Source organism: Caballeronia sp. BR00000012568055 (genome assembly GCF_029439455.1).
In the GTDB taxonomy this organism is placed as follows: Bacteria; Pseudomonadota; Gammaproteobacteria; order Burkholderiales; family Burkholderiaceae; genus Caballeronia.
This window is the reverse complement of record NZ_JAQFVG010000304.1, coordinates 1-26,982: the sequence shown is the minus strand read 5'-3', so window position 1 is coordinate 26,982 and position 26,982 is coordinate 1. Positions and strand designations below refer to the sequence as shown.

Annotated in this window: 28 protein-coding genes; 16 read left to right on the top strand and 12 right to left on the bottom strand. The window is 60.3% G+C overall.

The annotated features are described in order from the left end of the window. Positions 1-49: 49 nt before the first annotated feature. Entirely contained in the window at positions 50-2,032 is a 1,983-nt protein-coding gene (gene acs / locus P7F28_RS20485; protein ID WP_277186417.1) for an acetate--CoA ligase, read from the bottom strand. Positions 2,033-2,309: 277 nt separating this feature from the next. Here acs and P7F28_RS20480 point away from each other — a divergent pair, with 277 nt between their 5' ends. The 9 genes from P7F28_RS20480 to P7F28_RS20440 all read left to right on the top strand — a co-directional run bounded on the left by P7F28_RS20480 (position 2,310) and on the right by P7F28_RS20440 (position 9,889). After that, positions 2,310-3,209: a DMT family transporter gene (locus P7F28_RS20480; RefSeq protein WP_277186416.1), complete on the top strand. Its 900-nt coding sequence runs from the start codon at positions 2,310-2,312 to the stop codon at positions 3,207-3,209. A 183-nt stretch (positions 3,210-3,392) separates the two neighbouring features. Beyond that, a complete protein-coding gene (locus P7F28_RS20475; protein WP_277186415.1) occupies positions 3,393-3,980 on the top strand; it encodes a TIGR00645 family protein in 588 nt (195 codons plus the stop codon). 90 nt (positions 3,981-4,070) lie between these two features. Continuing rightward, positions 4,071-5,594 (top strand): fumarate hydratase, encoded by a 1,524-nt coding sequence (locus P7F28_RS20470; RefSeq protein WP_277186414.1) that lies wholly within the window; start codon positions 4,071-4,073, stop codon positions 5,592-5,594. A gap of 204 nt (positions 5,595-5,798) precedes the next feature. Next, positions 5,799-6,275, top strand: coding sequence for a bacterioferritin (gene bfr, locus P7F28_RS20465; protein ID WP_277186413.1), 477 nt, complete (start codon positions 5,799-5,801; stop codon positions 6,273-6,275). A 14-nt stretch (positions 6,276-6,289) separates the two neighbouring features. Continuing rightward, positions 6,290-7,177, top strand: a complete 888-nt coding sequence (gene murI, locus P7F28_RS20460) for a glutamate racemase (RefSeq protein WP_277186412.1) — start codon at positions 6,290-6,292, stop codon at positions 7,175-7,177. Positions 7,178-7,354: 177 nt separating this feature from the next. Further along, entirely contained in the window at positions 7,355-7,591 is a 237-nt protein-coding gene (locus P7F28_RS20455; protein WP_277186411.1) for a bacterioferritin-associated ferredoxin, read from the top strand. A gap of 305 nt (positions 7,592-7,896) precedes the next feature. Then, a complete protein-coding gene (locus tag P7F28_RS20450; protein ID WP_277186410.1) occupies positions 7,897-8,625 on the top strand; it encodes an energy transducer TonB in 729 nt (242 codons plus the stop codon). Positions 8,626-8,683: 58 nt separating this feature from the next. Beyond that, positions 8,684-9,442 (top strand): MotA/TolQ/ExbB proton channel family protein, encoded by a 759-nt coding sequence (locus P7F28_RS20445; RefSeq protein ID WP_277186409.1) that lies wholly within the window; start codon positions 8,684-8,686, stop codon positions 9,440-9,442. 18 nt (positions 9,443-9,460) lie between these two features. Next, the gene (locus P7F28_RS20440) at positions 9,461-9,889 is read left to right on the top strand and encodes a biopolymer transporter ExbD (protein WP_277186408.1); all 429 of its coding nucleotides are present in this window, start codon (positions 9,461-9,463) and stop codon (positions 9,887-9,889) included. Between the two features lie 347 nt (positions 9,890-10,236). Here the strand turns inward: P7F28_RS20440 and P7F28_RS20435 are convergent, their stop codons facing one another. After that, positions 10,237-11,208: a LysR family transcriptional regulator gene (locus P7F28_RS20435; RefSeq protein WP_277186407.1), complete on the bottom strand. Its 972-nt coding sequence runs from the start codon at positions 11,206-11,208 to the stop codon at positions 10,237-10,239. A gap of 180 nt (positions 11,209-11,388) precedes the next feature. Between P7F28_RS20435 and P7F28_RS20430 the strand changes: the two genes are divergently transcribed. From P7F28_RS20430 to hemP, 4 genes are all read left to right on the top strand, one after another. After that, positions 11,389-12,261, top strand: coding sequence for a pirin family protein (locus P7F28_RS20430; protein ID WP_277186438.1), 873 nt, complete (start codon positions 11,389-11,391; stop codon positions 12,259-12,261). Positions 12,262-12,374: 113 nt separating this feature from the next. Next, positions 12,375-12,782 (top strand): OsmC family protein, encoded by a 408-nt coding sequence (locus tag P7F28_RS20425; protein ID WP_277186406.1) that lies wholly within the window; start codon positions 12,375-12,377, stop codon positions 12,780-12,782. Positions 12,783-12,818: 36 nt separating this feature from the next. Then, entirely contained in the window at positions 12,819-13,307 is a 489-nt protein-coding gene (locus P7F28_RS20420) for an SRPBCC family protein (RefSeq protein WP_277186405.1), read from the top strand. Between the two features lie 152 nt (positions 13,308-13,459). Next, on the top strand, positions 13,460-13,717 hold the full coding sequence (gene hemP, locus P7F28_RS20415; RefSeq protein ID WP_277186404.1) for a hemin uptake protein HemP: 258 nt from the start codon (positions 13,460-13,462) through the stop codon (positions 13,715-13,717). 235 nt (positions 13,718-13,952) lie between these two features. Here hemP and P7F28_RS20410 read toward each other — a convergent pair whose 3' ends face one another. From P7F28_RS20410 to uvrB, 6 genes are all read right to left on the bottom strand, one after another. Further along, a complete protein-coding gene (locus P7F28_RS20410) occupies positions 13,953-14,366 on the bottom strand; it encodes a heme-binding protein (RefSeq protein WP_277186403.1) in 414 nt (137 codons plus the stop codon). Positions 14,367-14,386: 20 nt separating this feature from the next. Further along, entirely contained in the window at positions 14,387-15,793 is a 1,407-nt protein-coding gene (locus P7F28_RS20405; RefSeq protein ID WP_277186402.1) for a 4Fe-4S binding protein, read from the bottom strand. Beyond that, entirely contained in the window at positions 15,790-16,641 is an 852-nt protein-coding gene (locus P7F28_RS20400) for an FTR1 family protein (protein WP_277186401.1), read from the bottom strand. The genes P7F28_RS20405 and P7F28_RS20400 overlap by 4 nt, the downstream gene beginning before the upstream one ends. Before the next feature lie 67 nt (positions 16,642-16,708). Then, positions 16,709-17,038, bottom strand: a complete 330-nt coding sequence (locus P7F28_RS20395) for a cupredoxin domain-containing protein (RefSeq protein ID WP_277186400.1) — start codon at positions 17,036-17,038, stop codon at positions 16,709-16,711. A gap of 69 nt (positions 17,039-17,107) precedes the next feature. Next, positions 17,108-17,653, bottom strand: a complete 546-nt coding sequence (locus tag P7F28_RS20390; RefSeq protein ID WP_277186399.1) for an iron transporter — start codon at positions 17,651-17,653, stop codon at positions 17,108-17,110. A gap of 332 nt (positions 17,654-17,985) precedes the next feature. After that, on the bottom strand, positions 17,986-20,070 hold the full coding sequence (gene uvrB / locus P7F28_RS20385; RefSeq protein ID WP_277186398.1) for an excinuclease ABC subunit UvrB: 2,085 nt from the start codon (positions 20,068-20,070) through the stop codon (positions 17,986-17,988). A gap of 318 nt (positions 20,071-20,388) precedes the next feature. On the opposite strand from uvrB, the gene P7F28_RS20380 reads away from it, so the two are divergent. Further along, positions 20,389-21,588 (top strand): amino acid aminotransferase, encoded by a 1,200-nt coding sequence (locus P7F28_RS20380; protein ID WP_277186397.1) that lies wholly within the window; start codon positions 20,389-20,391, stop codon positions 21,586-21,588. Between the two features lie 101 nt (positions 21,589-21,689). Here the strand turns inward: P7F28_RS20380 and P7F28_RS20375 are convergent, their stop codons facing one another. Further along, entirely contained in the window at positions 21,690-21,896 is a 207-nt protein-coding gene (locus tag P7F28_RS20375) for a hypothetical protein (RefSeq protein ID WP_277186396.1), read from the bottom strand. A 241-nt stretch (positions 21,897-22,137) separates the two neighbouring features. Between P7F28_RS20375 and P7F28_RS20370 the strand changes: the two genes are divergently transcribed. Then, positions 22,138-22,686: a hypothetical protein gene (locus P7F28_RS20370; RefSeq protein WP_277186395.1), complete on the top strand. Its 549-nt coding sequence runs from the start codon at positions 22,138-22,140 to the stop codon at positions 22,684-22,686. 22 nt (positions 22,687-22,708) lie between these two features. On the opposite strand, the gene P7F28_RS20365 is transcribed toward P7F28_RS20370, so the two are convergent. Continuing rightward, the gene (locus P7F28_RS20365) at positions 22,709-24,121 is read right to left on the bottom strand and encodes a lactate utilization protein B (protein ID WP_277186394.1); all 1,413 of its coding nucleotides are present in this window, start codon (positions 24,119-24,121) and stop codon (positions 22,709-22,711) included. 9 nt (positions 24,122-24,130) lie between these two features. Beyond that, positions 24,131-24,868: a (Fe-S)-binding protein gene (locus P7F28_RS20360; RefSeq protein WP_277186393.1), complete on the bottom strand. Its 738-nt coding sequence runs from the start codon at positions 24,866-24,868 to the stop codon at positions 24,131-24,133. Between the two features lie 188 nt (positions 24,869-25,056). On the opposite strand from P7F28_RS20360, the gene P7F28_RS20355 reads away from it, so the two are divergent. Beyond that, positions 25,057-25,872, top strand: coding sequence for an IclR family transcriptional regulator (locus P7F28_RS20355; RefSeq protein WP_277186392.1), 816 nt, complete (start codon positions 25,057-25,059; stop codon positions 25,870-25,872). A gap of 72 nt (positions 25,873-25,944) precedes the next feature. On the opposite strand, the gene pbpG is transcribed toward P7F28_RS20355, so the two are convergent. Continuing rightward, positions 25,945-26,982: D-alanyl-D-alanine endopeptidase (gene pbpG, locus P7F28_RS20350; protein WP_277186391.1), on the bottom strand; the 1,038-nt coding region annotated here is incomplete at its 5' end.

Below are 26,982 nucleotides of genomic sequence, written 5' to 3'. Positions count from 1 at the left end.
CGGGATCGACCGCTGCGTCTTTCTCGGAAGCAGCGGTCGATTAAAGCGATTAACGCGCCTCGCCCAATTGATCGAGAATCGCGGGGTTCTCAAGCGTGGACACGTCCTGCGTGATCTCCTCGCCCTTCGCCAGCGAGCGCAACAGGCGACGCATGATCTTGCCCGAACGCGTCTTCGGCAAGTTCTCGCCGAAACGAATGTCCTTCGGCTTGGCGATCGGACCAATTTCCTTGCCGACCCAGTCGCGCAATTCCTTGGCGATCTGCTTCGCTTCATCGCCTTCCGGGCGCTCGCGCTTGAGCACGACGAACGCGACCACGGCTTCACCGGTCGTATCGTCCGGACGGCCTACGACGGCCGCTTCCGCGACGATCGGATTCGCCACCAGCGCCGACTCGATTTCCATCGTGCCGAGACGGTGACCGGAGACGTTCAGCACATCATCGATACGGCCCATGATGGTGAAGTAGCCGGTGTCCTTGTCGCGCACCGCGCCATCGCCGGCGAGATACAGCTTGCCGCCGAGTTCTTCCGGGAAGTAGCTGGTCTGATAGCGCTTCGGATCGCCCCAGACGTTGCGCAACATCGACGGCCACGGACGCTTGACGACCAGAATGCCGCCCTGCCCGTTCGGCACGTCCTGACCGGTTTCATCGACGATGGCGGCCATGATGCCCGGCAGCGGCAGCGTGCACGAACCCGGCACCAGCGGCGTCGCGCCCGGCAGCGGCGTAATCATATGGCCGCCGGTTTCGGTCTGCCACCAGGTATCGACAATCGGACATTGGCCGCGACCGACGTTCTCGTGATACCACATCCACGCTTCCGGATTGATCGGCTCGCCGACCGTGCCGAGAATGCGCAGCGTCGACAAGTCATAGCTTTTCGGATGCACCTTTTCATCCGCTTCGGATACCTTGATAAGCGAGCGGATCGCGGTCGGCGCGGTGTAGAAGATCGTGACCTTGTGGCGCGCGATCATCTCCCAGAAGCGGCCCGCGTGCGGATAAGTCGGCACGCCTTCGAACATCACCTGCGTCGCGCCGATCGCCAGCGGCCCGTACGCAATGTAGCTGTGACCCGTAATCCAGCCGATATCCGCCGTACACCAGAAGACATCGCCCGGCTTCATGTCGAAGGTCCACTTCATGGTCTGCGCGGACCAGAGCAACACGCCTGCCGTGCTGTGCTGCACGCCCTTCGGCTTGCCCGTCGAACCGGACGTATAGAGAATGAACAGCGGATGCTCCGCGCTCACCCATTCCGGCTCGCACGTCGGCGCTTCTTTCTCGACGATTTCCTGAAGCCACTCGTCGCGCCCTTCCGTCCACGCGACCTTACCGCCCGTGCGCTTATAAACGATGACGTTCTTCACGGCGTCGCAGCCGCCCGCCGCCAGCGCTTCATCGGCGATGCTTTTCAAGGGCAGCGCCTTGCCGCCGCGCATCTGCTCATCGGCGGTGATGGGCGCAACCGCGCCGACATCGACCAGACGTTCGTTGAGCGACTTCGACGAGAAGCCGCCGAACACCACCGAATGCGTCGCACCGATTCGCACGCACGCCTGCATCGCGACCACGCCTTCCACCGACATCGGCAGATAGATCACCACGCGGTCGCCCTTCTCCACGCCGCGCTTCTTCAGCGCATTGGCGAGACGGCAGACGCGCTCGAGCAGATCGCTGTACGTGACATTGGTGACGGTGCCATCGTCGCTTTCGAAGATGATGGCGTTGTCGTTGCCGCGACCGGCTTCCACATGCCGATCCAGACAGTTATACGACGCATTGAGTTCGCCGTCCTCGAACCACGTATAAAACGGCGCGTTCGATTCATCCAGCACCTTGGTGAACGGCTTGTGCCAGGCGAGATTCTCGCGCGCAAGACGCGCCCAGAAACCTTCGTAATCTTTTTCGGCTTCCGCAGCCAGCGCCTGGTAGGCATCCATGCCGGAAATAGCCGCGCCCGACGTGGCTTTCGCGGACGGCGGGAACACGCGTTTTTCATGAAGAACCGATTCGATCGCAGACATCGACAACCCCTTCTGATGGTGATTCGAAATTCGGCGGCGCTCGTCGCGCATGCAGGGACGCGCGCCGCATGTTATGAGGTTCGAGAGCCGGAAAGCGCGATGCGTTCCCTGGCCGAACCCTGTCTCCGTTGACTGCACGATAAGCCGGTCAACTTACCCGCTTCTTACGTGCCGCGCCTGAAAAGCACGGGGTATACGCGGAGTCAGCGCGGAGTCGGCGCGGCTTCTACAATAAGACCCCCTTAATCGTAACTGAACTCGCCGCGCGGTATCCAGATTGAATCGTTACGCCTTTCTCCTTATCGCGGCCATGCTGCTGGTCGGAAGCAATGTCGGTATCGGCAAATCGATTGTCGCGTCCGTGCCGGTGCCTTTGTTCGCGCTCCTGCGCTTCGTGATCGCGCTGGCGGTGTTGTGGCCGCTGCTGCGACTATCGAAGATGAAGCGCGTGGCGCGCGGCGAGTGGATCAATCTGTTCTTGCAGGCCTTGTTCGGCACGTTCGGTTTTACCTTGCTGATGCTCAACGGCGTCGCGCGTACGAGCGCGGTCGCGGCGGGCGTGATTACGAGCACGATTCCGGCGGTGGTCGCGCTGTTCGCGTGGATCTTTCTCAAGGAGAAACCGGGCGGCCGCGCGTGGGCGTCGATCGTGCTGGCGATTGCGGGCGTGCTGGTCATCAACGTCGCGCAAAGCGGTGACAGCGACGCCGGTTCGCTCAGCGGCAATCTGATGGTGCTCGGCGCGGTGTGCTGCGAATCGCTTTACGTGATTTTGTCGCGGCGGCTCACGCAGACGCTGCCCGCCATCGATATCTGCGCGTACACGCATACCATCGGTTTATTGCTGATGCTGCCGCTCGGCGCGACGTCGTTCGTCGGCTTCGCGTGGCATAGCGTGAGCTGGAGCACGTGGGCGCTGGTGATCTGGTACGGGCTATCGGCGAGCATCTTCTCGTTCTGGCTGTGGATGAAGGGCATCCGCCATGTCGATGGCAGTCTCGCCGGTGTGTTCAGCGCCGTGTTGCCGATCGCGGCGGCGTTGTACGGCATCGCGTTTCTCGGCGAACGGCCTACGATTGCGCATGGCATTGCGCTGACGTGCGTAGTGGTTGGCATCGCGCTCGCCAGTCTGAAGGCGCGCGATGCGGAAACGGTATCGCGCGAAAGCGGACTCTGATCGAACTGATTGGCAGCCGCCAACTTCAGCGCTTTCCGAAAGCTTTCGGCCGGCAGATGTGTCTACACGTTACAATACCGGGCTTTCCCGTAGTGCCTTCTTTTGCGGCCGCGCATGTTTGCTGCGGCCGTCATATTGGTCCGTCATTATCAGAGCCGTTCCGACACGCACTCAACGCCGCCCATGTCCGCGCCCAAGCACACGCCCACACCCGCCCCGTCCGGCCCGATGAAAGCGCTGCCGCGATTCATCTTTATGAGCCGATGGCTGCAAGTGCCGCTCTATCTCGGGCTGATCGTCGCGCAAGGCGTGTATGTCGTGCTGTTTCTGAAGGAAGTCTGGCATCTCGTCACGCATGCCATGACGCTCGACGAAACCAACATCATGCTCGTCGTGCTCGGCCTGATCGACGTGGTCATGATCTCGAATCTGCTGATCATGGTGATCGTCGGCGGATATGAGACGTTTGTGTCGCGGCTCGGCGTGGAAGGCCATCCGGACGAACCGGAATGGCTCGATCACGTCAACGCGGGCGTGCTCAAAGTCAAATTGTCGATGGCGCTTATCAGCATCTCGTCGATCCATCTGCTGAAAACGTTTATCAACCCGGATCAGCACACGTTTCATACCGTGCTGTGGCAAGTCATTATTCATGTCGCGTTCCTGCTGTCGGCGCTGATCATGGCTTATGTCGATAAGCTGACCACGCATACGCATCCACGGCATTTTCATAGTGAGACTCTCGACGCGCCGCGCAGTGCGCTCGATTGAAGCTCGCAAGCTCACTTAAGCACGTTTGAAGACTGAAGCGTCGCCCAGAACGCTCAGATAAAAAATTCTGTCCCCAAGGCACATACAGCCATGACCGTCATCAAGCAGGAAGATCTGATCCAGAGCATCGCGGATTCGCTCCAGTACATCAGCTACTACCATCCGCTCGACTACATTCAGGCGCTCGGCCGCGCGTACGAACTCGAAGAGAGTCCCGCCGCGAAAGACGCCATCGCGCAGATTCTGACCAACAGCCGCATGTGCGCCGAAGGCAAGCGCCCGATTTGTCAGGACACGGGCATCGTCACGGTGTTCGTGAAGGTCGGTATGGATGTGCGCTGGGACGGCGCCACCATGAGCGTCACCGACATGATCAACGAAGGCGTGCGCCGTGGTTATCTGAATCCGGACAACGTGCTGCGCGCGTCGATCGTGTCGCCGCCGGAAGGTGGCCGCAAGAACACGAAGGACAACACGCCGGCCGTGATCCACTACGAAATCGTGCCGGGCGACAAGGTCGATGTTCAGGTCGCGGCGAAAGGCGGCGGCTCGGAAAACAAGTCGAAGTTCGCCATGCTCAATCCGAGCGATTCGATCGTCGATTGGATTCTCAAGACCGTGCCGACGATGGGCGCAGGCTGGTGCCCGCCGGGCATGCTTGGCATCGGTATCGGCGGAACGGCTGAGAAGGCGATGGTCATGGCGAAGGAATCGCTGATGGACCCGATCGATATTCAGGACGTGATCGCGCGCGGCCCGCAGGACTGGATCGAAGAACTGCGTGTGGAGCTGCACGAGAAAGTGAATGCGCTCGGGATCGGCGCGCAAGGGCTTGGCGGTCTGGCCACCGTGCTCGACGTGAAGATCATGGCCGCACCGACGCACGCGGCATCGAAGCCAATTGCGATCATCCCGAACTGCGCCGCGACGCGTCACGCGCACTTCACGCTCGACGGCACTGGCGTCGCCAAGCTCGAAGCGCCGTCGCTCGACGCATGGCCGAAGGTGCAGTGGGAACCGGACACGGAAAAGAGCAAGCGCGTCGATCTGAACACGCTGACGCCGGAAGAAGTCGCATCGTGGAAGCCGGGTCAGACGCTGCTCTTGTCGGGCAAGATGCTCACGGGCCGCGACGCCGCGCACAAGCGCATTGCCGATATGCTGGCGAAGGGCGAAAAGCTGCCGGTCGATTTCACCAACCGCGTGATCTATTACGTCGGCCCGGTCGATCCGGTTCGCGATGAAGCCGTCGGTCCCGCAGGCCCGACCACGGCCACGCGCATGGACAAGTTCACCGAAATGATGCTCGCGCAAACCGGCCTGATTTCGATGATCGGCAAGGCCGAACGCGGCCCGGTCGCCATCGAGGCGATCAAGAATCACAAGGCGGCGTATCTGATGGCCGTCGGCGGCGCAGCGTATCTCGTTTCGAAGGCGATCCGCGAGGCGAAGGTGCTCGCGTTCGAAGATCTCGGCATGGAAGCCATTTACGAGTTCGACGTACAGGATATGCCCGTGACCGTCGCCGTCGATTCGAGCGGCACGTCGGTGCATAAGACCGGCCCGGCGGAATGGCAGGCAAAGATCGGCAAGATTCCGGTCGCAACCGTTTGATGCTTGAATGAAAGCGGTTTATTGCCGCCATACATTGACGAGAGCCGGGCAATTCGCCCGGCTCTTTTCTTTTGAAGAACGCCAGTCGAGAAAGGTTTTCATTCTCAGTTTTATCCGAAGCGAAAAATTTTCTCTCAACCTTGGCTTTGTCACGTCCAAGGTTTATCTTTGCAACAGCCCTAGGTCACAAAAAAAGGAACAATTATGCAAGGCGACGCTAAAGTCATCGAATATCTGAACGCGCAGTTGAAAAACGAACTGACCGCGATCAATCAGTACTTCCTGCACGCACGGATGTACAAGCACTGGGGCCTCGAAAAGCTCGGCAAGCACGAATACGACGAGTCCATCGGCGAAATGAAGCACGCCGACTGGCTTATTCAGCGCGTGTTCATGCTCGACGGCCTGCCGAATCTGCAAGACCTGCACAAGTTGCTGATCGGTGAAGAAACCGAAGAGATTCTCGGCTGCGATCTGAAGCTGGAGCAAATCTCCCAATCGACCTGCAAGGAAGCTATCGCGTATTGCGAGTCGGTGCGTGATTACGTGTCGCGCGAAATCTTCGAGAAAATCCTCGACGACACCGAAGAGCATATCGACTGGCTGGAAACGCAACTCGACCTGATCAAGAAGGTTGGCATCCAGAACTACCAACAGACTATGATGGGCGAAGGCGAGTAATTCTTCTGCTTTAAATGTCTGCTTCCGCTGTAACTCTGTTGAATCCGACCACGCGTGCTGACGCTGATGCGAGCGCGCCGGTCGGCATTTTCGATTCCGGTCTGGGCGGTTTGTCGGTGCTGCGCGCGGTGCGCGCGGTGTTGCCGCACGAACGTCTGATCTACGTCGCTGATTCCCTGCACGCGCCTTATGGCGAAAAGGACGACGACTTTATCGTCGATCGGACGCTGGCGATTGGTGAATGGCTCGTCGCGCAAGGCGCGAAGGCGTTGGTCGTCGCGTGCAATACTGCAACGGCGCAGTCCATCGCGTTGGTGCGTGAGCGCTTGCCGATTCCGCTGGTTGGCGTGGAACCGGGCATCAAACCGGCGACGGCGGTTTCGAAGTCGCGCGTGGTCGGCGTGCTGGCGACGCAAGTGACGCTACGCTCGGCGCGTTTTCAGTCGCTGCTGGATCGCTACGCCGCCGATTGCCGCTTTATTCTTCAGCCGGGGCACGGTCTGGTTCAGGCCGTCGAGCGCTGCGATACGTCATCGCCGCAACTCATGGCGCTGCTCGAAAGCTACCTCGCGCCCATGCTCGATGCCCACGCCGACACGCTCGTGCTCGGCTGCACGCACTACCCGTTTCTGGATCGCGCGATCCGCGAGATTGCGGGCGAACGGCTGCATATCATCGATACGAGCGTCGCCATTGCGCGACAGCTCGATCGCCTGCTCGATGCGCATACGCTGAAGCACGCGGCATCGCCCGACACGGACAACGTGCCGCGTTTCTGCTCCACCGCCGACGGAGAATCCCAGCGGCAACTCGCCGCTTCCCTCCTGCAAATCGACGCGCCGGTAGAGCACGTCAGTATTCCCTCGCGCCGTACGCGCCTCGCGGAACCCGACATCGCCTGAGGGTTTTTCGCGCGTTTAAAAGCGTACGATCGGCCGTTTTCCCCCGCCCGCCTTGGCTTGCTAGCAATAAGCTCGCTAACGTGCTGCATGTGTTACAAAAAACACAGACCTCCGCTTGCAAAGCCTTCCATACTGAATGATAATAATTCGCATTAACGTAGGCTATCGCGAACGACCATGATTGTCTGTGTCTGCAAATCTGTTTCCGATCGAAAAATTCGGGCCGCCATCGCCGAAGGAATGAACTCCTTCGACGAACTGCAATTCGAGCTTGGCGTGGCCATGTGCTGCGGCAAGTGTGAAGAAAGCGTTCGCGATGTCATGGAACAAAGCGGCGTGTGCGCGTCGCGCTGCGGCGTCGAGCAACCTGTGTCGGTTGCGCCGCTGACGTTCTACGAGCGCAAGGCAGCCTGACGTTTTTGTTCTGCAGTGCCATTCGCGGTATTTCGCCGACGCCACGGCATGAGCCGTCCGGTCGTTTGATTGCCTTCCGCAAGCCAGGTTACCCTCGAGCACCCGGTCACTAGCCAGCCATGCAGCCCCTTTACCCCTGGAGGGAAAGATGGAATTGCTGATCGGTTTCGTGACTACCTAGTTTATCTCCCTGCTGATTTTCCGAAAATGACGTCGTCCGGTAAATTCCGCGCCAAGCCCGCGCTTTCGTTTTTTCTGAATGGCAGCGTTATCAAGAACCCCCGCACGACAAGCAACCAATAAGAATGCAGGCCCCGACTACCTCTTCCATTACTTTTCCTGCCGCGCCGACCAGGAACGGCAATTCGCGCGTAATCGCGGCCTGCGCGATCGTGCTGGCGCTGCATATCGCGCTTTTCGGTTTCGCGCTCAGCATGCGCGATAAACCGCTGCCGCGTCCGATCGAAGCCAAGCCGATCACGGCGATGATCATCAGCGAATCGCCGCAGCCTGCGCAGCCGGTCGCGGTCGAGTCTCCGCCGCCGCCCAAGCCTGAACCCAAGCCGATTCAAAAGCCCATACCAAAGCCGAAGATCAAGCCCAAGGTCGAGCCGAAACCCACGCCGATGCCGGTCACCGAAGCGCCATCGCAGATCGCGGCGCCCGCGCCGGATCCGACGCCGCCCGCGCCCGCTCAACCGACGCCGCCGCCCGCCGCGCCCGCCATCGGCAAGCCGACGATGGAGATTCAGGCACCGAAGAACGTCGCCAGCATCACGTGCAGCATCGCGCAGCCGGAATACCCGGCGATGTCCCGCCGACGCGGCGAAACCGGCACCGCCGTGGTTCGCTGGACGGTCAGCGTCACGGGCAAGATCGAGAACATCACGCTGCAAAAGAGCAGCGGATCGTCGCGCCTGGACGATGCGGCGCTCGACGCCGCGCGCAGCAGCGCCTGCAATCCATACAAGCAGAACGGTGTGGCCATCGCGGCGCCCGCGATCCAGCCTTTTGTCTTCAATCTCACCGACTGATCGAATCGGATTGAATCGGATTGATTTCGCCAATTTTTTAGATACAAGGAAATAAGAAATGCAGAACTACGGGATAGCCCACGTCTGGGCACAAGGCGACTTCGTGACGCGCGCCATCGCGCTCACGCTGGTCATCATGTCGGTGCTTTCGTGGACGGTGATCGTCGTGAAGGCGTGGAATGTGGTGCGCCTCAAGCGTCTGACCAAGAACGCCGAACTCGCTTTCTGGCACTCCGACGATTTCAACGACGGCATCAAGAAGCTCGGCGCGCAGTCGTCGAGCCCGGCGGACAATCCGTATCTCGCGCTGGCGCTGGCCGGTCAGGAAGCGGCCGAGCATCACACGCAGACGCAACCGCATCTGCATGACCGCATGGACGTGTCCGACTGGATCACGCGCTGCCTGAAGGACGTGATGGACGAAAGCATCGGACGCATGCAGGCGGGTCTCGCCGTGCTGGCGTCGATCGGTTCGACTTCGCCGTTCGTCGGTCTGTTCGGTACGGTGTGGGGGATTTATCACGCGCTGCTGACCATCGGCGCGACGGGTCAGACCTCGATCGATCAGGTCGCGGGTCCGGTTGGTGAATCGCTGATCATGACCGCGTTCGGTCTGTTCGTCGCGATTCCCGCCGTGCTCGGCTACAACGCGCTCACCCGCGCGAACAAGAGCATCGTCACGAAGCTCAATCGCTTCGCGCACGGTCTGCACGCGTTCTTCGTGACGGGCGCGAAGCTCAATTCGTCGGCCAAGCGCGCGAAGAACGGCAGCAACGACAGCCTGCGTCTCGCCACGCGCGCGTCTGCATCGTCGTAAGCGAAGGAGGCACGCACCATGGCCATGAGCCCTTTCGCCGGCGATGAAGACGACGGCATGATGAGCGAGATCAACATGACGCCGCTCGTCGATGTCATGCTCGTTCTCCTCATCATTTTCCTCGTGACCATTCCGGCCATGCATCACGCGGTCAAGGTCGATCTGCCGCACGCGAGCAGCGCGCCGCAGGACGAAAAACCCGCGCATGTCGATGTCGCGATCAAGGCCGACGGCACCACCGTCTGGGACGATCAACCGGTCGATGAAGCCGCGCTCGCCGCGCGTATCGCGCAGGCGTCGCAGCAGAATCCGCAGCCGGAGATTCACCTGCGCGCAGATCGCACGGTCGCGTATGAAAAGGTCGCCGATCTGATGTCGGCGGCGCAGGCAGGCGGTTTGACGAAGATCGGTTTCGTCACCGAGCCCAAAGGCGGCGCTGCGAAGTAATCCGCATCAAAAAGTCGCTTTAAAGCCGCAAAAAGTAAAAGGCCTTCGTCGTCAGATGAAGGCCTTTTTTCGTGCGCACTCGGCGCATTCGGGCGAGGCGATTACTTCGGACTCGAGCCAGATGAGTTATAGCTCGAGTTATCGCCACATGCGACAGCCGTACTCGATACGGACAGCGCGATCAACCCTATCAGGCTAACTATCAGAGTAGCCGTGAGTTTCCGCATAGGAGCTCCTTAGCGAAAGGAGCTTCAGTCTACTGCCGCATATTTTTACGTTCAAGATTCGCGCGATTGAATCTCTCCATCGCAAACGCGCGCTTCAATGGCATAAACGAATGCCACCACTCAATGCGATGAAACCATCTCACGTTCGGGCCTTTCGTGAACAGGACATTCTCCTGGGAAGTGTTGTCCGTTGCCGATCGACTCGACAAGAAAATCGACGAAGGCGCGCACTGCAGGGACCATGCCTTGTCGCGACAGAAACACCGCATAAAGCTGCGGCGCGGGAAACGTCCAGCCCGGCATCACGGGCGAAAGCTGGCCGGTTCTGAGCGGCGCGCCGTACATCATCTCCGGCAACGCAGCGATACCGACGCCGCGCATCACCGCCTCGCGGATCATGGAAAGATCGGCGGTGACCAGACGCGGCTCGTGCTCGAATTCGTGCTTGGTGCCATCCGGCGCGATCAGTCGATACACATGGCGGCCATCGGCGGACGGCACGTCGATGGTGTCGTATTGCGCGAGTTCGGCGGGCGTCATCGGCGGCGCGTTGGGTTTGAGCAGCGAAGGCGCGGCGACCAGCATCTGCTCGGTGCGCCACAGCGGGCGCGCGACGATGTTCGAATTTGCGGGCGGTTCCGAGCGCACGCGCAATGCGACATCGATTGCGTCTTCGAACAGATCGACCACGCGATTGGTCACGCGCAGCACCACGCGCACCTCAGGATAGCGATGCATGAAATCGGGCATGACCATCGACAGAAACGTCTGCGCGATGGTCACCGGCACGCTCACGCGCACTGTGCCGCGCGGCGAATCGCGCAGGCTTTGCACCACATCGACGGCGGCGCGGGCTTCGGCGAGCATCGCCTGACAGTGCTGATAGAACAACTGCCCCGCTTCGGTCAGCGCCAGCTTGCGCGTGGAGCGCTGCAACAGCCGCACGCCCAGCGATGCCTCCAATTCCGACACGCGCCGCGACAGCCGCGACTTTGATATGCCCAGCACGCGCTCTGCCGCCGAGAATCCGCCGTGCTCGACGACGTGCGAAAAGTACATCAGATCATTGAGGTCGTGCGAGTCGGCTTTCATCGGGCGCTCGTAGGTGACGTGGTTTGTTCTTATTTGTGTTCGATATTGGTTGTTAACGCCAGCGGGACAATCCATTGCGCCGCGGCGTCTTTTTGCCTCAAATCCGGCCCATATAATAGCTCTGTGTTTCAAATTTATCGCTATTCCCCTTCGGGGCACACATTTGTCAGACGAGAGAACATTGCCATGAGCCGCTCTATTTCCAGCATCATTCCGGCGATCCGCACCGTCGAAGGTGGCGGCTTCGTCGTGCATCGCCCATTTCCCACTCGCATGCTGATGGACTTCGATCCGTTCCTGCTTCTCGATGAAATGGGACCGATCGATTACGCGCCCGGCGAAGCCAAAGGCGCGCCGGATCACCCGCATCGCGGCTTCGAAACGGTGACGTACATGCTCGAAGGCGAGTTCGGCCACAAGGACTCGGCAGGCCATTCCGGCACGCTGCGCCCCGGCGATGTGCAATGGATGACCGCAGGCGCGGGCGTCGTGCATAGCGAAATGCCGGGCGAGGAATTCACCCGCAATGGCGGGCGCGTGCATGGTTTGCAGCTTTGGGTAAATCTGCCGAAGCGCGACAAGATGATCGCGCCGCGCTATCAGGAAATTCCGTCGGCGGGCATTCCGGTGGCGACGAGCGAGGACGGCAAGGTCAGCGTGAAAGTGATCGCGGGCGAAGCGCTCGGCGTGAAGGCCGCGATCGAAACGCGTACGCCGATTCTGTATCAGCATTTCTCGTTGCAGCCGGGCGGAAAGGTCGAGACGCGCGTGCCAAAGGAATATCGCGTGTTCGCGTATGCGTTATCGGGCACTGGTTTGTATGGTCCGCACGCGCAGCCGGTTCGTGCGCAGCAAATGGTGCTGTTCAAGGACGATGCCGATACCATCACGCTCGCCGCTGGCGACGAAGCAGTGGAAGTCCTGCTGATCGGCGGCGTGCCGCTGCAAGAGCCGGTCGTGCGCTACGGCCCGTTCGTGATGAACACGGAAGACGAAATTCGTCAGGCCGTGGTCGATTTTCAAGCGGGACGGATGGGCGCGATCACGCACTGAGCGTGGCACACATACACGCGGTCGAATCGAAATAAAGCGAAACGGCGCGGCAGGAACGGATGCATTGCGTCACAATGACCGTTCCGCCGCGCCTTAATTTTTTGGAGCCACGCATGTCCGGAACGTCCGTCACCGCCGTCAGCGTCAATGCCGACTTTCAGGTTCGTCTCGAAGACGGCACGCACACCTGGCTTGCCGATGAACCCGCGAGCCTCGGCGGCGCGGACACGGGACCGACGCCGAACTCGCTGCTGCTGTCGAGTCTGGGCGCGTGCACGAACATCACCTTGCGGATGTATGCGAAGCGCAAAGGCTGGCCGCTCGAAGCGGTCGGCGTGCTGCTTTCGATGACGACCGGCGCGGAAGGTACGGCCATCGACCGGCAAATCACGCTTACCGGCCCGCTCGACGACGAGCAGCGGGAACGGCTATTGCAAATCGCCAATGCGTGCCCGGTGCACAAGATTTTGTCGGGCACGATTCGCATCGATTCGCGCGTGGATGCCGGCGTCCGGTCGTGACATCGCTAAACGAAACGAACAGAGGAAACCGCAGTCTTGAATTTCGAACATCTCATCCAGATCAACGATCCGACCAACCCGCTGGTCGATTCGCTCACGCGCGATCAACTGTGGGAAGGGCTCGTGCTGCGTGCTGAACAGCCACAGTTGTTCGTGATCGGTCTCGATAGCTGCACCATCCTCTCGCGCGACGGCGATGTGATGGAGCGCGAGCTGCATTACGGGCAAGCCGTCGTGCGGGATCGCGTGACGCTGACGCCCGGCGATCGCGTGCGATACGACATCTTGCCGACCGCAGACTACGTCGGCGGCTCGCTGACGATGGCGATCGAACAGCCCGATGCGTTGCAACTTTTCCTGCGCTTCACCTACAGCACCACCCTGCCCGATAACCCGAACCCGACGCAGGATGAATTGCAGACGTCAGAAATCGTGAAATCGGCGTATCGCGAATCGGATATCGATACGGTGCGGCTCATTCGCCAGTACGCGCACGGACGCAAGAACGAAGGCCGGTTGCACTGAGCATCGAAGAAACCGCTGCGGGGAGTGAATGCTTCGCCGCAGCATCGGATTTAGCTATCAGATGTTGCGCGTTGATCGGAAAGGTGTTGTTGCAAATAGGAATAGTTATCATTTACTATAGGCCCATCGAATCAACGAACGCATTCTTCGACATGACCGATACGACGCGAACCTCCACGCTCAGGCTGCGCCGCCCGGTTGCTCGGGACGCAGCGATTACCCGCCCTAAGTCGGCCGCCATCACAACGGTGCGCGCATCGACGGCAACCGTGACAGCCGATGCCTCCAGCGAGCGCTCGCTCAAAAGCGACGCGCTGCTGCAAGGACGCAGCCATGTGAGCATCATGCACAACGGGGAGACCTACCAGTTGCGCGCCACGCGTCTCGGAAAGCTGATTTTGACCAAATGAGCTGACGAAGTGAGCAGAAACGAATTGCAGTAGTACCGTGTATTGTGGGGACCACCTCACCAAGAGGTGTTTGGCATTAGCCAGCGAGGACGACTTGCACGCGAGAATTTAGACCCCTTCGTGCAAACACCAGCCAGTCGTCGATAGCAAGCGAAGCCGCTTTTTTTGGTTCCTGCCTGGATATCGAACGGCATGTTTTCGCGATGAAAACATGCCGCTTTTGTTTGCTGCGGCTTTAAGCGTTTTCGATACCCAGCGCCGCAATCCCCGCCTTGGCGATCTGCGCATCCTGCTCCGACTTCACGCCCGACACGCCCACCGCTCCGACGATATCCGCGCCGACGAAAATCGGCACGCCGCCTTCGAGCATGGCGGTCAGCGGTGCGCTGAGAAACGCCGTGCGGCCCTGCTTGATGGTGTCTTCATACACCTTCGTTTCACGCCGGCCGAGCACAGCGGTACGCGCCTTGCCCGTCGCCATTTCAGCGGTACTCGCGCCCGCGCCATCCAGCCGATGCAAATGCAGCAAATGCCCGCCGTCATCGACGATGGCGATGGTCACGTTCCAGTTGTGCTCGCGTGCATGCGATTCGGCAGCGGCGGCCATCGCCTTGACGTCGTCGTCGGTTAGTACGGGTTTGGATCTCACGTGGAATCTCGCAGCAGGGTTTATCGGGTGAAGCCGCCCCAGAACATCAGCCACCAGGCGCTGTCGGCGACGGCCAGTGCTGCGATAAACCATACCATCGTGAGAAGGCGCGGAACAAGTGTCGCGGCATAGCGGCCGGTCACGCGCCACGCGAGCCACGCGCTCCACAGATTCGCCGCAGCGAGCAGACCGATGCGCAAACCCGTCACCCAACCCAGCGGCACCTGTTCCGCGCGCAACAGCGAAACGGTGGTCGCCGAAAGACCAAGAAACACGCCGACGCCCGCAAGCGGAATCAGCGACAGCGTCAAATGATGCAGACGCTTCGCGTCCCACTTGCCGAGCATGCGCGCGCCCGCCGCGAGCAACGCCAGCAACGCCGTGCCGTACACGAAGCCCGTCACCAGGATATACGCGACGATCATCGTGCCATCGAGCCACGAGAAGACGTCGTTCTGTTCAGGGTAATGCGTGAAAAGGAACCACGGCGCGTTGGTATCGAGCGGCCAGAGGATGTTGTGATCGATCAGCCAGCCCGCCAGATACTGCTTCAGATCGACGAACCACGTGCTCACCGTCCAGTGGAATGCGCCGATCGCGATACCGAGCAGACCGTACAGAATCAGCGCCGTATCCCACGGATTGCTCGCCTTGTCACCGAGCTTGACGACTTCTTCCGCCGGCGAACGCCACGTCAGCGCGATGGCATCGCGATGGCCGCTGCATCGGCCGCACATATGGCAGTCCTGCGCGCCCTTCATATTGCGCAGCGGCACCAGCGGCGCGCAGTTGATCGGAATCACGCGATGACCGTGCTCGCCTTCCTTATACGACTTGCGCCACGCGTCTTCGCTGACCTTGAAGTGGAACGGCGCAAGACGCGCGAGCAGCGTGAACACGCCGTTCACCGGACACAGATACTTGCACCACACGCGTTTCTCACGGCCATACAACACGCCGATGATCATCGCGCCAACAGTCGATCCGCCGAGCACCAGCAGCACCGCTTTCGGATACTGATAGACGCTGACCATCTGCCCGTAAATGGTCGTGAGACCGAACGCGACGAACGGCCAGCCGCCCCAGCGCATCCATCGCGGAATCGCCCAGCCGCGTCCCCATTTGCTGGCGAATTCGGTCAGCGCGCCTTCGGGACACAGCACGCCGCACCAGACGCGGCCGAGCATGACCATCGACAGCAGCACGAACGGCCACCAGATGCCCCAGAACACGAACTGCGCCGCGAGCGTCAGGTTATTCCACAGATGCGCCGAGCCATCCGGCAGCGGCATCACGGCGGGCACGAGGATCAGAAACGCATACACGGCAACGACGACCCACTGAATTCCGCGGATCGTGCTGCCGTGACGTTGCATCCAGTTGCCGGCTTGTTGAAGCCGGCTGGGTCTTTGCAAAACGGAACTCATGCTGGACGGCTTGCCGCCTTTTGTTTTTGCGCCATCTGGGTATTGGTCCGGCGCAGCAGAAGATAAATGACGATCCAGTACACCGCGTACGCCACCAGATTCATGCCCGCCGGATGCGCGCGATAACCCGTCAGCGTCGCGACCAGCGAACCGAAGGTGCTCGAATCGTCGAGCAGTGCGGAAGTATTCCACACCTGATTGACGATCACCGGCAGCACTTCCATATCGATCAGTTTATCGACGCCGGTTTCGAACAAGCCCGCAGCCAGGAAGAGCAACATGATTTCGGTGACGCGGAAGAACGAGCGCCACGAGAAGATCTTGCCGCCAAGCTGGAGGATATAGAACGTCAGCAGCGCCAGCGCGAAGCCGATGAGAATCGCCAGATACTGCGATGCATCCACATGACCCGACTGTCCGAAGCCGACGCCGTACAGAAACACCGCCGTTTCGCTGCCCTCACGCGCAATCGCCAGCGCGACCAGCACCGCGATGCCCCAGAAATGCCCGTCCTGCGTACTCTTCTGCAGCGACGATTCCATGTCCTTCTTGAGCGTGCGGCCGTGCTTCTTCATCCACAGCACCATTTGCACGATCAGCACGCACGCGATCAGCACCATGCCGGTCTGGAAGTAATCCTGCGCATTGCCCGACAGCACTTCGGTGAAGCCGACCAGCGCCGCGCCCAGCGCGATCGCCGCGATCAGACCGATCGCCACGCCGCCCCACAGATAAGGCAGGCCACGGCGCGCCTGTTGATCGCCGTTCTTCAGCCATGCGTACAAGATGCCGACGACGAGCAGCGCCTCGACACTCTCACGCCATACGATGAAAAGGACCTGCCCCATTTCAGAACCTCCAGATTGCACTTCAATTTCAACCGCGCTCGTCCAGTTTCGAACGCAGCTTTGAAAATCACTTCGCGACGATCACGCCCTGCGCTTCCTGATGGAAATCGTCGAAGAACTTGTATTCGCCCGGATCGAGCGGCGCGATCACCACGAACGAATCCGCGCCCGGCGCGAGCACCTTCTCTTTGCGCAACTGCACGCTTTCGAACTCGGCCGCGCCCTTGCCGATGTTATGGACTTCGATCTTGATACGTTGCCCCGCCGGCACTTCGATACGCGCCGGATTCAGCTTGCCGTCGTTCATTTCGAGCTTGAACGTGGGCAGATCGGCGGCGTGAGCCGTAATGGCGACGAGTGCGGCCGCCAGCGCGATCAACTGCTTTTTGAATTTCATTCGGACTTCCTGAGATTGGCCGCGCCCGCCTCTGCACTCGAGAGCGAAAGCGCGACCGGACTTCTACTTTTAGTACCCGCCCTTCTTGCCGATGCCCGCAAACGGGAAGTCGTACTCGATCGTGAACGGCTTGAACCACGGACCCACGCCGGTTTCCTTGTCGGTATGACGGCCGAACGCCATATGGCCTTCCTGCGACGGCGGCGAGACATGCAGCTTCAGGTGATATTTGCCCGGACCGAACAGCTTGACGTTGTCGCCGTAGTGCGGACCGTCGTTGGCGACCATCGGCATCAGATCGCCCTTGATGCTTTGCGTCGAACCGACCTTGCTCAGTTCATACGTCACTTGCAGATACGGCATCCAATCGCCTTCGGCGAAACCGGTCGGGTTGTTCTTGACCGCGTGGATATCCGCTTCCAAGTGGATGTCCGAGTCCGATGCCTTGCGCATCATGCCTTCCGGCGCCATGGTGATCGGTTGCAGATAGACTGCGCCCGTTTCCATGCCGCCTTCGATATGCTGCTTGCCGATCGGATACTCGGCAGCGGACGCCGCCATCATCGCGCTCAGACCTGCGACGGCCACCAGACCGCGCACCAACGTTGAACCCATCTTGAAACTCCTTGTTGTTATCGCCCGCGCGCTCGTTTTGTCGAGTCGCGAACCCTTCAGGAAATACCGGCACTCAAGGCATCGCCACGCTTCGCTGCCTTTTCTGTGAGTCCGGCGGACGGCTACGTTACGCAAGCCTGCGAACGTTAATACGAACCATTCTCAATTTCCATCAGTTTAACATCGTTCGAAATCGGGAACAATTTGGGCGAGCTTTCAGACCTAAGCGCAGTAAGGGTTTAAGCCGGATCGAAGGTAGCTTTCAGGCAGACAAAAGGGCGGCAAACCTCGCGGTTCGCCGCCCCTTCCGAGCGATACACCTTACATTTAACCTACTTAGCGATGTGATCGCCGACGTTCGCACCAAAAACCCTTTGACGCAGGAGCGCCAATTGGTCGCGGGTCTGCGCCGCCTTTTCGAATTCGAGATTCTTGGCGTGATCCATCATCGCCTTTTCAAGACGCTTGATTTCCTTGGCAAGCTGCTTCTCGCTCATATCCTCGAACTTGGCGCGCGTCTGCGCTTCCTTCAGTTCCGCGCGCGCTTCGTCGGCGTTGTACACGCCATCGATGATGTCCTTGATGCGCTTCTCCACGCCGCGCGGCGTGATGCCCATTTTTTCGTTATGCGCGATCTGCTTGGCGCGCCGCCGCTCGGTTTCGTCGATGGCGCGCTTCATCGAGTCGGTCATGTTGTCGCCGTACAAGATCGCCTTGCCGTTCACGTTCCGCGCCGCCCGGCCGATGGTCTGGATCAGCGAGCGCTCCGCGCGCAGGAAGCCTTCCTTATCGGCATCGAGAATGGCGACGAGCGAGACTTCAGGAATGTCGAGACCTTCGCGCAGCAGGTTGATACCGACGAGCACATCGAACGTACCGAGCCGCAGATCGCGGATGATTTCCACGCGCTCGACCGTGTCGATATCGCTGTGCAGATAGCGCACCTTGACGCCGTGATCGGCGAGGAATTCGGTGAGCTGTTCGGCCATGCGCTTGGTCAGCGTCGTGACCAGCACGCGCTCGTGAACGGCGACGCGCGCGTTGATTTCGGACAGCACATCGTCAACCTGCGAGCGCGCCGGACGCACTTCGATTTCCGGATCGACCAGACCGGTCGGACGAACGAGCTGCTCGGCGACCTGCCCTGCCTTGCCCTTTTCATAATCGGCGGGCGGCGCGGACACGAACACCGCCTGCCGCATCTTGCGTTCGAATTCGTTGAACTTCAACGGCCGATTGTCGAGCGCGCACGGCAGCCGGAACCCGTAATCGACGAGATTTTCCTTGCGCGCGCGGTCGCCGTTGTACATGCCGTTCAACTGGCCGATCAACACGTGCGATTCATCCAGCAGCATGATCGCGTCCGCCGGCAAATAGTCAACAAGCGTCGGCGGCGGCTCACCGGGCATCGCGCCAGAGAAATGCCGCGAGTAATTCTCGATGCCCTTGCAAAAGCCAAGTTCCTGAAGCATCTCCAGATCGAATCGCGTGCGCTGTTCCAGACGTTGCGCTTCGACCAGCTTGCCTTGGTCGTAGAAGAATTCGAGCCGCTCGCGCAGTTCGTCTTTGATCGCTTCGACGGCGCGCATCACGGTATCGCGCGGCGTCACGTAATGCGACGACGGATAGACGGTGAAGCGCGGAATCTTATTGCGCACGCGGCCAGTGAGCGGATCAAAGAGTTGCATCGACTCGATTTCATCGTCGAACAATTCGATACGCACCGCCATTTCCGCGTGTTCCGCCGGAAAAATATCGATGGTGTCGCCGCGCACGCGGAACGTGCCGCGCGAGAAGTCGGCTTCATTGCGCGTGTACTGCATCGCGATCAGCCGCGCGATGACGTCGCGCTGGCCGAGCTTGTCGCCCGTGCGCAGCGTCAGAATCATCTTGTGGTACTCGGACGGATTGCCGATACCGTAGATCGCCGAGACCGTCGCCACGATCACCACATCGCGCCGCTCCAGCAGGCTTTTCGTGGCGGAAAGACGCATCTGCTCGATGTGATCGTTGATCGACGAATCCTTCTCGATAAACAAATCGCGCTGCGGTACGTACGCTTCCGGCTGGTAGTAGTCATAGTACGAGACGAAGTACTCGACCGCATTGCGCGGAAAGAACTCGCGGAACTCCGCGTAAAGCTGCGCGGCGAGCGTCTTGTTCGGCGCAAACACAATGGCCGGACGGCCCAGGCGCGCGATGACGTTGGCCATCGTAAAAGTCTTGCCGGAGCCGGTCACGCCGAGCAGCGTCTGGAACGAGAGTCCATCGTCCACGCCTTCGCACAATTTGGCGATGGCTTCGGGCTGGTCGCCCGCCGGCTGATACGGCTGATAAAGCTGGAACGGCGAGCCGTCGAAAGTGATGAACTTCGACTCGTCCAGTTCGTCGGGAGATTCGATGAGAGTGTCGGACATGAGAGATCGAAAGTCTGCGCCGGGAGCAAACACCTATTCTAGCGGCTGGCGCATATCGTCCGCTTGCGGCGCTTGAGCGTCAAAGATGAGGCGATCAGACGCGATCTCAAGCATGCTGATCCGCGCCCATTTTTGGCGCCGTCTATGGCATGCACGCACGAAAAAGGGCCAAAAAGCACGCGCATTCGCACAAGATTGGTCGAATTGCCTATCCCGAATTCGCTACAATGTGCGACTGAGTTTCTGCCAAAGGCGCCCGTTGCAGTCGCGTCCTTGCCGTACGTCTTTTCTCTTCTGCCGCTTCCAAGCCGATACATCATGTCTCTTTTCTCTGCCGTCGAACTCGCTCCCCGCGACCCGATTCTGGGCCTGAACGAAGCCTTCAACGCCGATACGCGCACGACCAAGGTCAACCTTGGCGTCGGCGTCTACACCAACGAAGAAGGCAAGATTCCGCTGCTGCGCGCCGTGCGCGAAGCCGAAAAAGCGCGTGTCGATGCCGCGCTGCCGCGTGGTTATCTGCCGATCGACGGTATCGCCGCGTATGACTCGGCCGTGCAAAAGCTGCTGCTGGGCAACGATTCGCCGCTGATCGCAGCGGGCCGCGTCGTCACGGCGCAGGCGCTGGGCGGCACGGGGGCGCTTAAGATCGGCGCGGATTTCCTGAAGCGTCTGAACCCGAACGCGAAGGTCGCCATCAGCGATCCGAGCTGGGAAAACCATCGCGCGCTGTTCGAAGGCGCGGGCTTCGAAGTCGTCAACTATCCGTACTACGACGCAGCCACGCACGGCGTGAAGTTTGAGGAAATGCTCGCCGCGCTAAACGGCTATGCAGCGGGCACAGTCGTCGTGCTGCACGCGTGCTGCCATAACCCGACGGGCGTGGATCTGTCGGATGCGCAGTGGAAGCAGATCGTCGAGGTGGTGAAGGCAAAGAATCTGGTGCCGTTCCTCGATATCGCGTACCAAGGTTTCGGCGAAAACATTGACGCTGATTCTGCGGCGGTTCGTCTGTTCGCTGCGGCTGAACTGAGCGTGTTCGTGTCGTCGTCGTTCTCGAAGTCGTTCTCGTTGTACGGCGAGCGCGTCGGCGCGCTGTCGATCATCACGACGAGCAAGGAAGAATCGGGCCGTGTGCTGTCGCAACTCAAGCGCGTGATCCGCACCAACTATTCGAACCCGCCGACGCATGGCGGTTCGGTGGTCGCGGCCGTGCTGGCATCGCCGGAACTGCGCGCGACGTGGGAACAGGAACTCGGCGAAATGCGCGATCGCATCCGCGCGATGCGTAATGGTCTGGTCGAGCGTCTGATCGCAAGCGGCGTGGATCGCGACTTCTCGTTCGTCAGCAAGCAGCGCGGCATGTTCTCGTACTCGGGCCTGACGTCGGCGCAGGTCGATCGTCTGCGCGAAGAGTTCGGCATCTATGCGGTGAGCACGGGCCGTATCTGCGTAGCTGCGCTCAATACGCGTAACCTCGATGCCGTCGCCAACGCGGTTGCCGCTGTGCTGAAGTAAGCGCGCATCGATCCGCTGCGTTTTGCCAATAAAAATGGCGCCCTTCGTGGGCGCCATTTTTTTTGCTTGCCGGCTGCTGATTCTGTCGGCTGAAGCGCGCTTCAGAGCGTTTTATCCGCTGGCGCAGCGCTTGCATCGTCGATCAAACCGTACGAAATCGCGCGTGCGAGTTCCGCGCTGACGCTGGACACGCCCATATGCGCATCCGGCTTTTTCAAGGATGCGCCGTCGTGCGCGTGCATGCAGATCGTCAGTGCGATCGGAAGAAGTATGGCCACAGGCCACCAGGTCGATATTGTCTTTTTCATGGGACCGCCTTTGTATCGAAACGTCGTTCTTTGTGAGTAGAGCCTCACTATCAGATATTTAGGATAATAGGCGTTTTCACTGAAGTTAAAAAGCCGCCTAAGAACAAAGGATTGTTGCGCTTCCGACAACAAGTATTTCCACTGACGAATCTCGCCGTCATAAAACCTTACAAACTTGTCGGGACTTCGACACGCGATTGCTGTCTGAATCTTTAATAGTTCAACCGTTTTCCATCAGATCATGAAATCCGCGCTTGCTGGTGTAATGCTCGTTTCCTCCGCCCTCGCACTGGGCGGCTGCGCGGCCTATCCCGATGCGCCCGGCTACTATGGCGGCGGCTACGCACCCGTCTACGATGATCCGGGCTACGGCTACTACGGCGCGCCGCCCGTGGTGCAACCCGGCGTCGTGTTCGGCGGCGGCAGCTACTACTACGGTCCGGGACCGAATCGTTATTGGGACGATGGTCCCGGCTGGCGTGGTCGTCCGCCGGGCGGCTATGGTTGGCATGGTCAACCGCCTCCGCCGCGCGCGGGTGGTCCGGGCGGGCCGCCGCCGGGCGGCGGTCATGGTGGTTATGGCGGACAACCACCGCAGCAAGGCGGTGGACGTCCGTCAGCGGGTGGACCGCCTCCGCAAGCCGGCGGCGGTGGTGCGCCACTGCCACGCGCGGTCGGTGGCGTGCCGCCAGGCCGTCCCCCCGCGCCTGCCGCGCAGAATGGCGGTGGCGGCGGCGGTGGAAATCGCGGCATCGAACGGAATGGGTCGGTGCAGCCTCTACAGCATTAAATCCAGCGCACTCGTTCGCCAATCAGCCGATATGCGAACGCTGCGCCTTATACAACTCGCGGAAGGTTCGACCGACCGGCGCAGGCATATCGCGTGTGCCGGTCCAGCCTGCGCCGAATGGCAATCGTGAGATCGACTTTCCGCTGCCGCCCATGCGTTCGAGCACGCGCACCGCGAGCTTCGTGAACAGCGCGTAGGCGGTCGGCCGCTTCGCCAGATAACCCCATGCCGCCAGCGCCAGCCTTTCGCTTCGTGGCCGCAACTGGCGCTCGGTCTGCTTCTCGCGCAGCTTGCGCAGCAGGTCGGACAACGGAATTCCCACCGGACACACGCTATTGCACTCGCCGCACAGCGTCGCGGCTTGCGGCAAGTCGAGCGCACGTTCGATTCCCACGTACGCCGGCGTCAGCACCGAACCCATCGGTCCCGGATACACCCATCCATACGCATGTCCGCCGATCTTTTGATACACCGGACAGTGATTCATACACGCGCCGCATCGGATACAGCGGAGCATCTCCTGAAACTCGCCACCGATCAGCCCGGTGCGCCCGCCATCGACGAGCACGAAATACATGTGCTCCGGTCCGTCCTTCTCGCCCTCCGCGCGCGGGCCGGTGAGCAGTGAAAAATAGTTGGAGATGGTTTGACCGGTTGCCGAACGCGGCAGCAGACGCATTGCGGTGGCGAGGTCCTCGAGCGTCGGCAAGACCTTTTCGATGCCTGTTACCGCGACATGCACGCGCGGCATCACCGTACACATGCCTTCGTTGCCTTCGTTCGTAACCACCGCCACCGACCCGCTTTCCGCGATCAGAAAGTTGCCGCCCGTCACGCCCATATCCGCCGACATGAAATGCGGCCGCAACACTTCACGCGCCTCTCGCGTCATCTCAGGAATATCGGTCAGCCGCGGCTTGTTGTGCGTCTTCGCGAACAGGTCCGCGATCTCGTCCTTATCCTTATGCACGACCGGCGCGATGATGTGGCTCGGCGGTTCGTTGTCGTTGATCTGCAGGATGTATTCGCCGAGATCGGTTTCGATGGACTGCACGCCCATTTCACCGAGCACGCGATTCAACTGCATCTCCTCGGAGACCATCGACTTGGTCTTGATGACCTTCTTCACCTCATGCTTGCGCGCGATCTCCGCAACGAGCTTCGCGGCATCCTGCGTCGATTCAGCATAGAGCACGGTCGCGCCGCGTCGCGTGGCTTCGCGCTCGAAGGTATCGAGCCACACGTCGAGATTATCCAGCGCGCGATTGCGTCGCTCTTTCAACGCGGCGCGCGTGGCTTCGAAGTCGATATCGAGCACCGCGCTCGCCCGCGCACTGACAAACTTGGTCGATAACTTCGTGAGGTTCTGCTGCAAGCGCTGATCGGCGAGTTTGCTGCCGGCGCGCGCCTTGAAGTGCATCGTCTGGACTTGCATGTCGGCCTCTTATGATGCGTTGCGCGGTACGTCGTCCGCGAGCACTTGTGCGATATGCAGCACGCGCGTGGACGTATCGCCCGTGCGGCGCAGGCGGCCTTCGATATTCAGCATGCAGCCCAGATCGCCGAGCACGACAGTCTCCGCGCCGCTCGCCTTGATGTTCGCGCATTTTTCATCGACGATCGCCGTCGAGATGTCGCCGTACTTCACCGCGAACGTGCCGCCGAAGCCGCAGCAATGCTCGCAGCCCTTCATCTCGTTGACCGTGACGCCGACTTGCGCAAGCAGTTCACGCGGCTGCGCCTTGACGCCGAGTTCACGCAGGCCGGAACAGGAATCGTGATACGTCACCGCGCCTTCGAACGCGCCCGGTTCAAGCTGAATTTTCGCGACATTCACCAGAAAATCCGTCAGCTCGAACACGCGCGGTTGCAGGCGCGCATAGCGGCCCATCAACTCGGGATCATCACGAAACAGGTCGCCGTAATGCGCGCGGATCATCCCGCCGCAGGAACCGGAAGGCACCACCACATAGTCGAACTGCTCGAATTCGCGCAGCGTTTTTTCAGCAAGATCGCGCGCCAATGGCCGGTCGCCCGAGTTGTATGCCGGCTGGCCGCAGCAGGTCTGCGCGTCCGGCACGCTGACCTGAAAACCTGCCTTCTCGATCAGCTTGATGACCGAAAAGCCAATTTCCGGCCGCATCATGTCGATCAAGCAAGTGACGAATAAACCGACTCGCATTGTGGGCGTTTCCTTTTATAAATTGATGTGAACGCACCTCGATTATCCGCGAAATCTTCGTGCTGACGACTCGTCCAAATGGCATAGGCCAAAACGCCATTTTTGTTCGCCCTTCGCTTTTTCACATTATGAGATACAATTGCATTTCCGCTGTTTGACGCATCAACCCGCATCAACCGATGGCCACGATGAGCGATACGAACCCGGAATCCAAAACCTCCATTCAGGTCATCGAGCGCATGATGCGCCTTCTCGATGCCCTCGCCGATCACACCGATCCCGTCAGCCTGAAAGAGCTTTCGCAGAGCACGGACCTGCATCCATCGACGGCGCACCGCATTCTGAACGATATGGTGCTGTGCCGCCTCGTGGATCGCTCCGATCCGGGCACGTATCGTCTCGGCATGCGTCTGCTGGAACTTGGCAATCTGGTCAAAGCGCGCCTTTCCGTGCGCGAAGCCGCGATGCCGCCAATGCGCGAGCTGCATCGGCAAACAGGCCAGACGGTCAATCTGTCCGTGCGTCAGGGCGACGAAATCGTTTATATCGAGCGAGCTTATTCCGAGCGATCCGGTATGCAGGTCGTGCGCGCAATCGGCGGACGCGCGCCCTTGCATCTGACATCGGTCGGCAAACTTTTTCTCGCCGCCGACGAAGCCACCCGCGTGCGCGCCTATGCCATGCGGACAGGTCTCTCCGGTCACACGCAGAACAGCATCACGGATCTGAGCAAACTCGAACGCGAGTTGTTGCTCGTGCGCCAGCAGTCATGCGCGCGCGACAACGAGGAGCTTGAACTGGGCGTACGCTGCATCGCAGCCGGCATCTACGATGACACCGGGCGGCTGGTCGCCGGATTGTCGCTGTCCGCGCCGGCGGATCGTTTGCAGGATGCGTGGCTCAAGCAGTTGAGTCACACGGCGCTGGAAATATCGCGCTCGCTTGGTTATCACCCCGAGCAGGCCGCAGCGGAAGCGCAGCAGCACCACACGGCGCATCGTTGAAACCCAAGCGCAAAGAAAAAGCCGGATTCGTCCTTCAACGAATCCGGCTTTTTCGCTTCTAAGCAACCGCAATCAGGGATTGGCGCTGCTGCCCATATCCGCGCTCATGATATGCGGCTCGCCGAGCGTATCGAGGAACGAACGCAGACGGCCTGCATCGGCGAAACGCGAGTACTTGCCGTACGAATCCAGCAGCACCATGACGACCGGACGGCCATTCACGGTCGCCTGCATCACGAGACACTCACCCGCCTCGTTGATGAAACCCGTCTTTTGCAAGCCGATATCCCACGACTGATTGCGCACCAGCGCATTCGTGCTGTTGTAGGCAATATTGCGCTTGCCGGTATTGACTTCATAGCTCCGGTCCGTCGAGAACCTGCGGATGATCGGATACTGATACGCCGCGTTCACCATCTTCACGAGATCGCGCGCGCTGGACACGTTCAGGCTCGTGAGACCCGTGGAGTTCTCGAAGTGCGTGTCGGTCATGCCGAGCGACTTCGCCTTCGCATTCATCGCGGCGATAAACGCCGGACGGCCACCGGGGTAATAACGCGACAACGCCGCCGCCGCGCGATTTTCCGACGCCATCAGCGCGATATGCAGCATATCTTCGCGATTCAGCACCGAACCCACTGCCAAACGCGAGCCGGTGAACTTCTCATAATCGCGATCTTCGTCGGTCACCGTCATTTCATCGGTGAGCGGCAGATGCGAGTCGAGCGTGACCATCGCCGTCATCAGCTTGGTGATGGAGGCGATCGGCACCACGGCGCGCGAATTCTTGTCGAACAGCGTTTCCGACGTGTTCTGATCGACCACGTACGCGACGCTCGAACGCAGCGCGAGGCTGTCGGGCGTCTCGTGCAGGCCGAACGCCTGACCGACCGACGTCGCACGCGGCTGGTACGCAACCGCGTGCACGGCACCACGACGCGAATGACTGTCCATCCGATACCGCGCGCGATGCTTCGAGGCGCGCGGTGCATCGTCGTCTTCAGCGGCGGCGACCTTGACGGCTTTCACCGGCTTTGGCGCTTTCAGCGATGTTTTCGCGACGCGCGCCGGCTTTTCTGCCTGCGCGGACGATTTAGCGGTTTTTTTGGC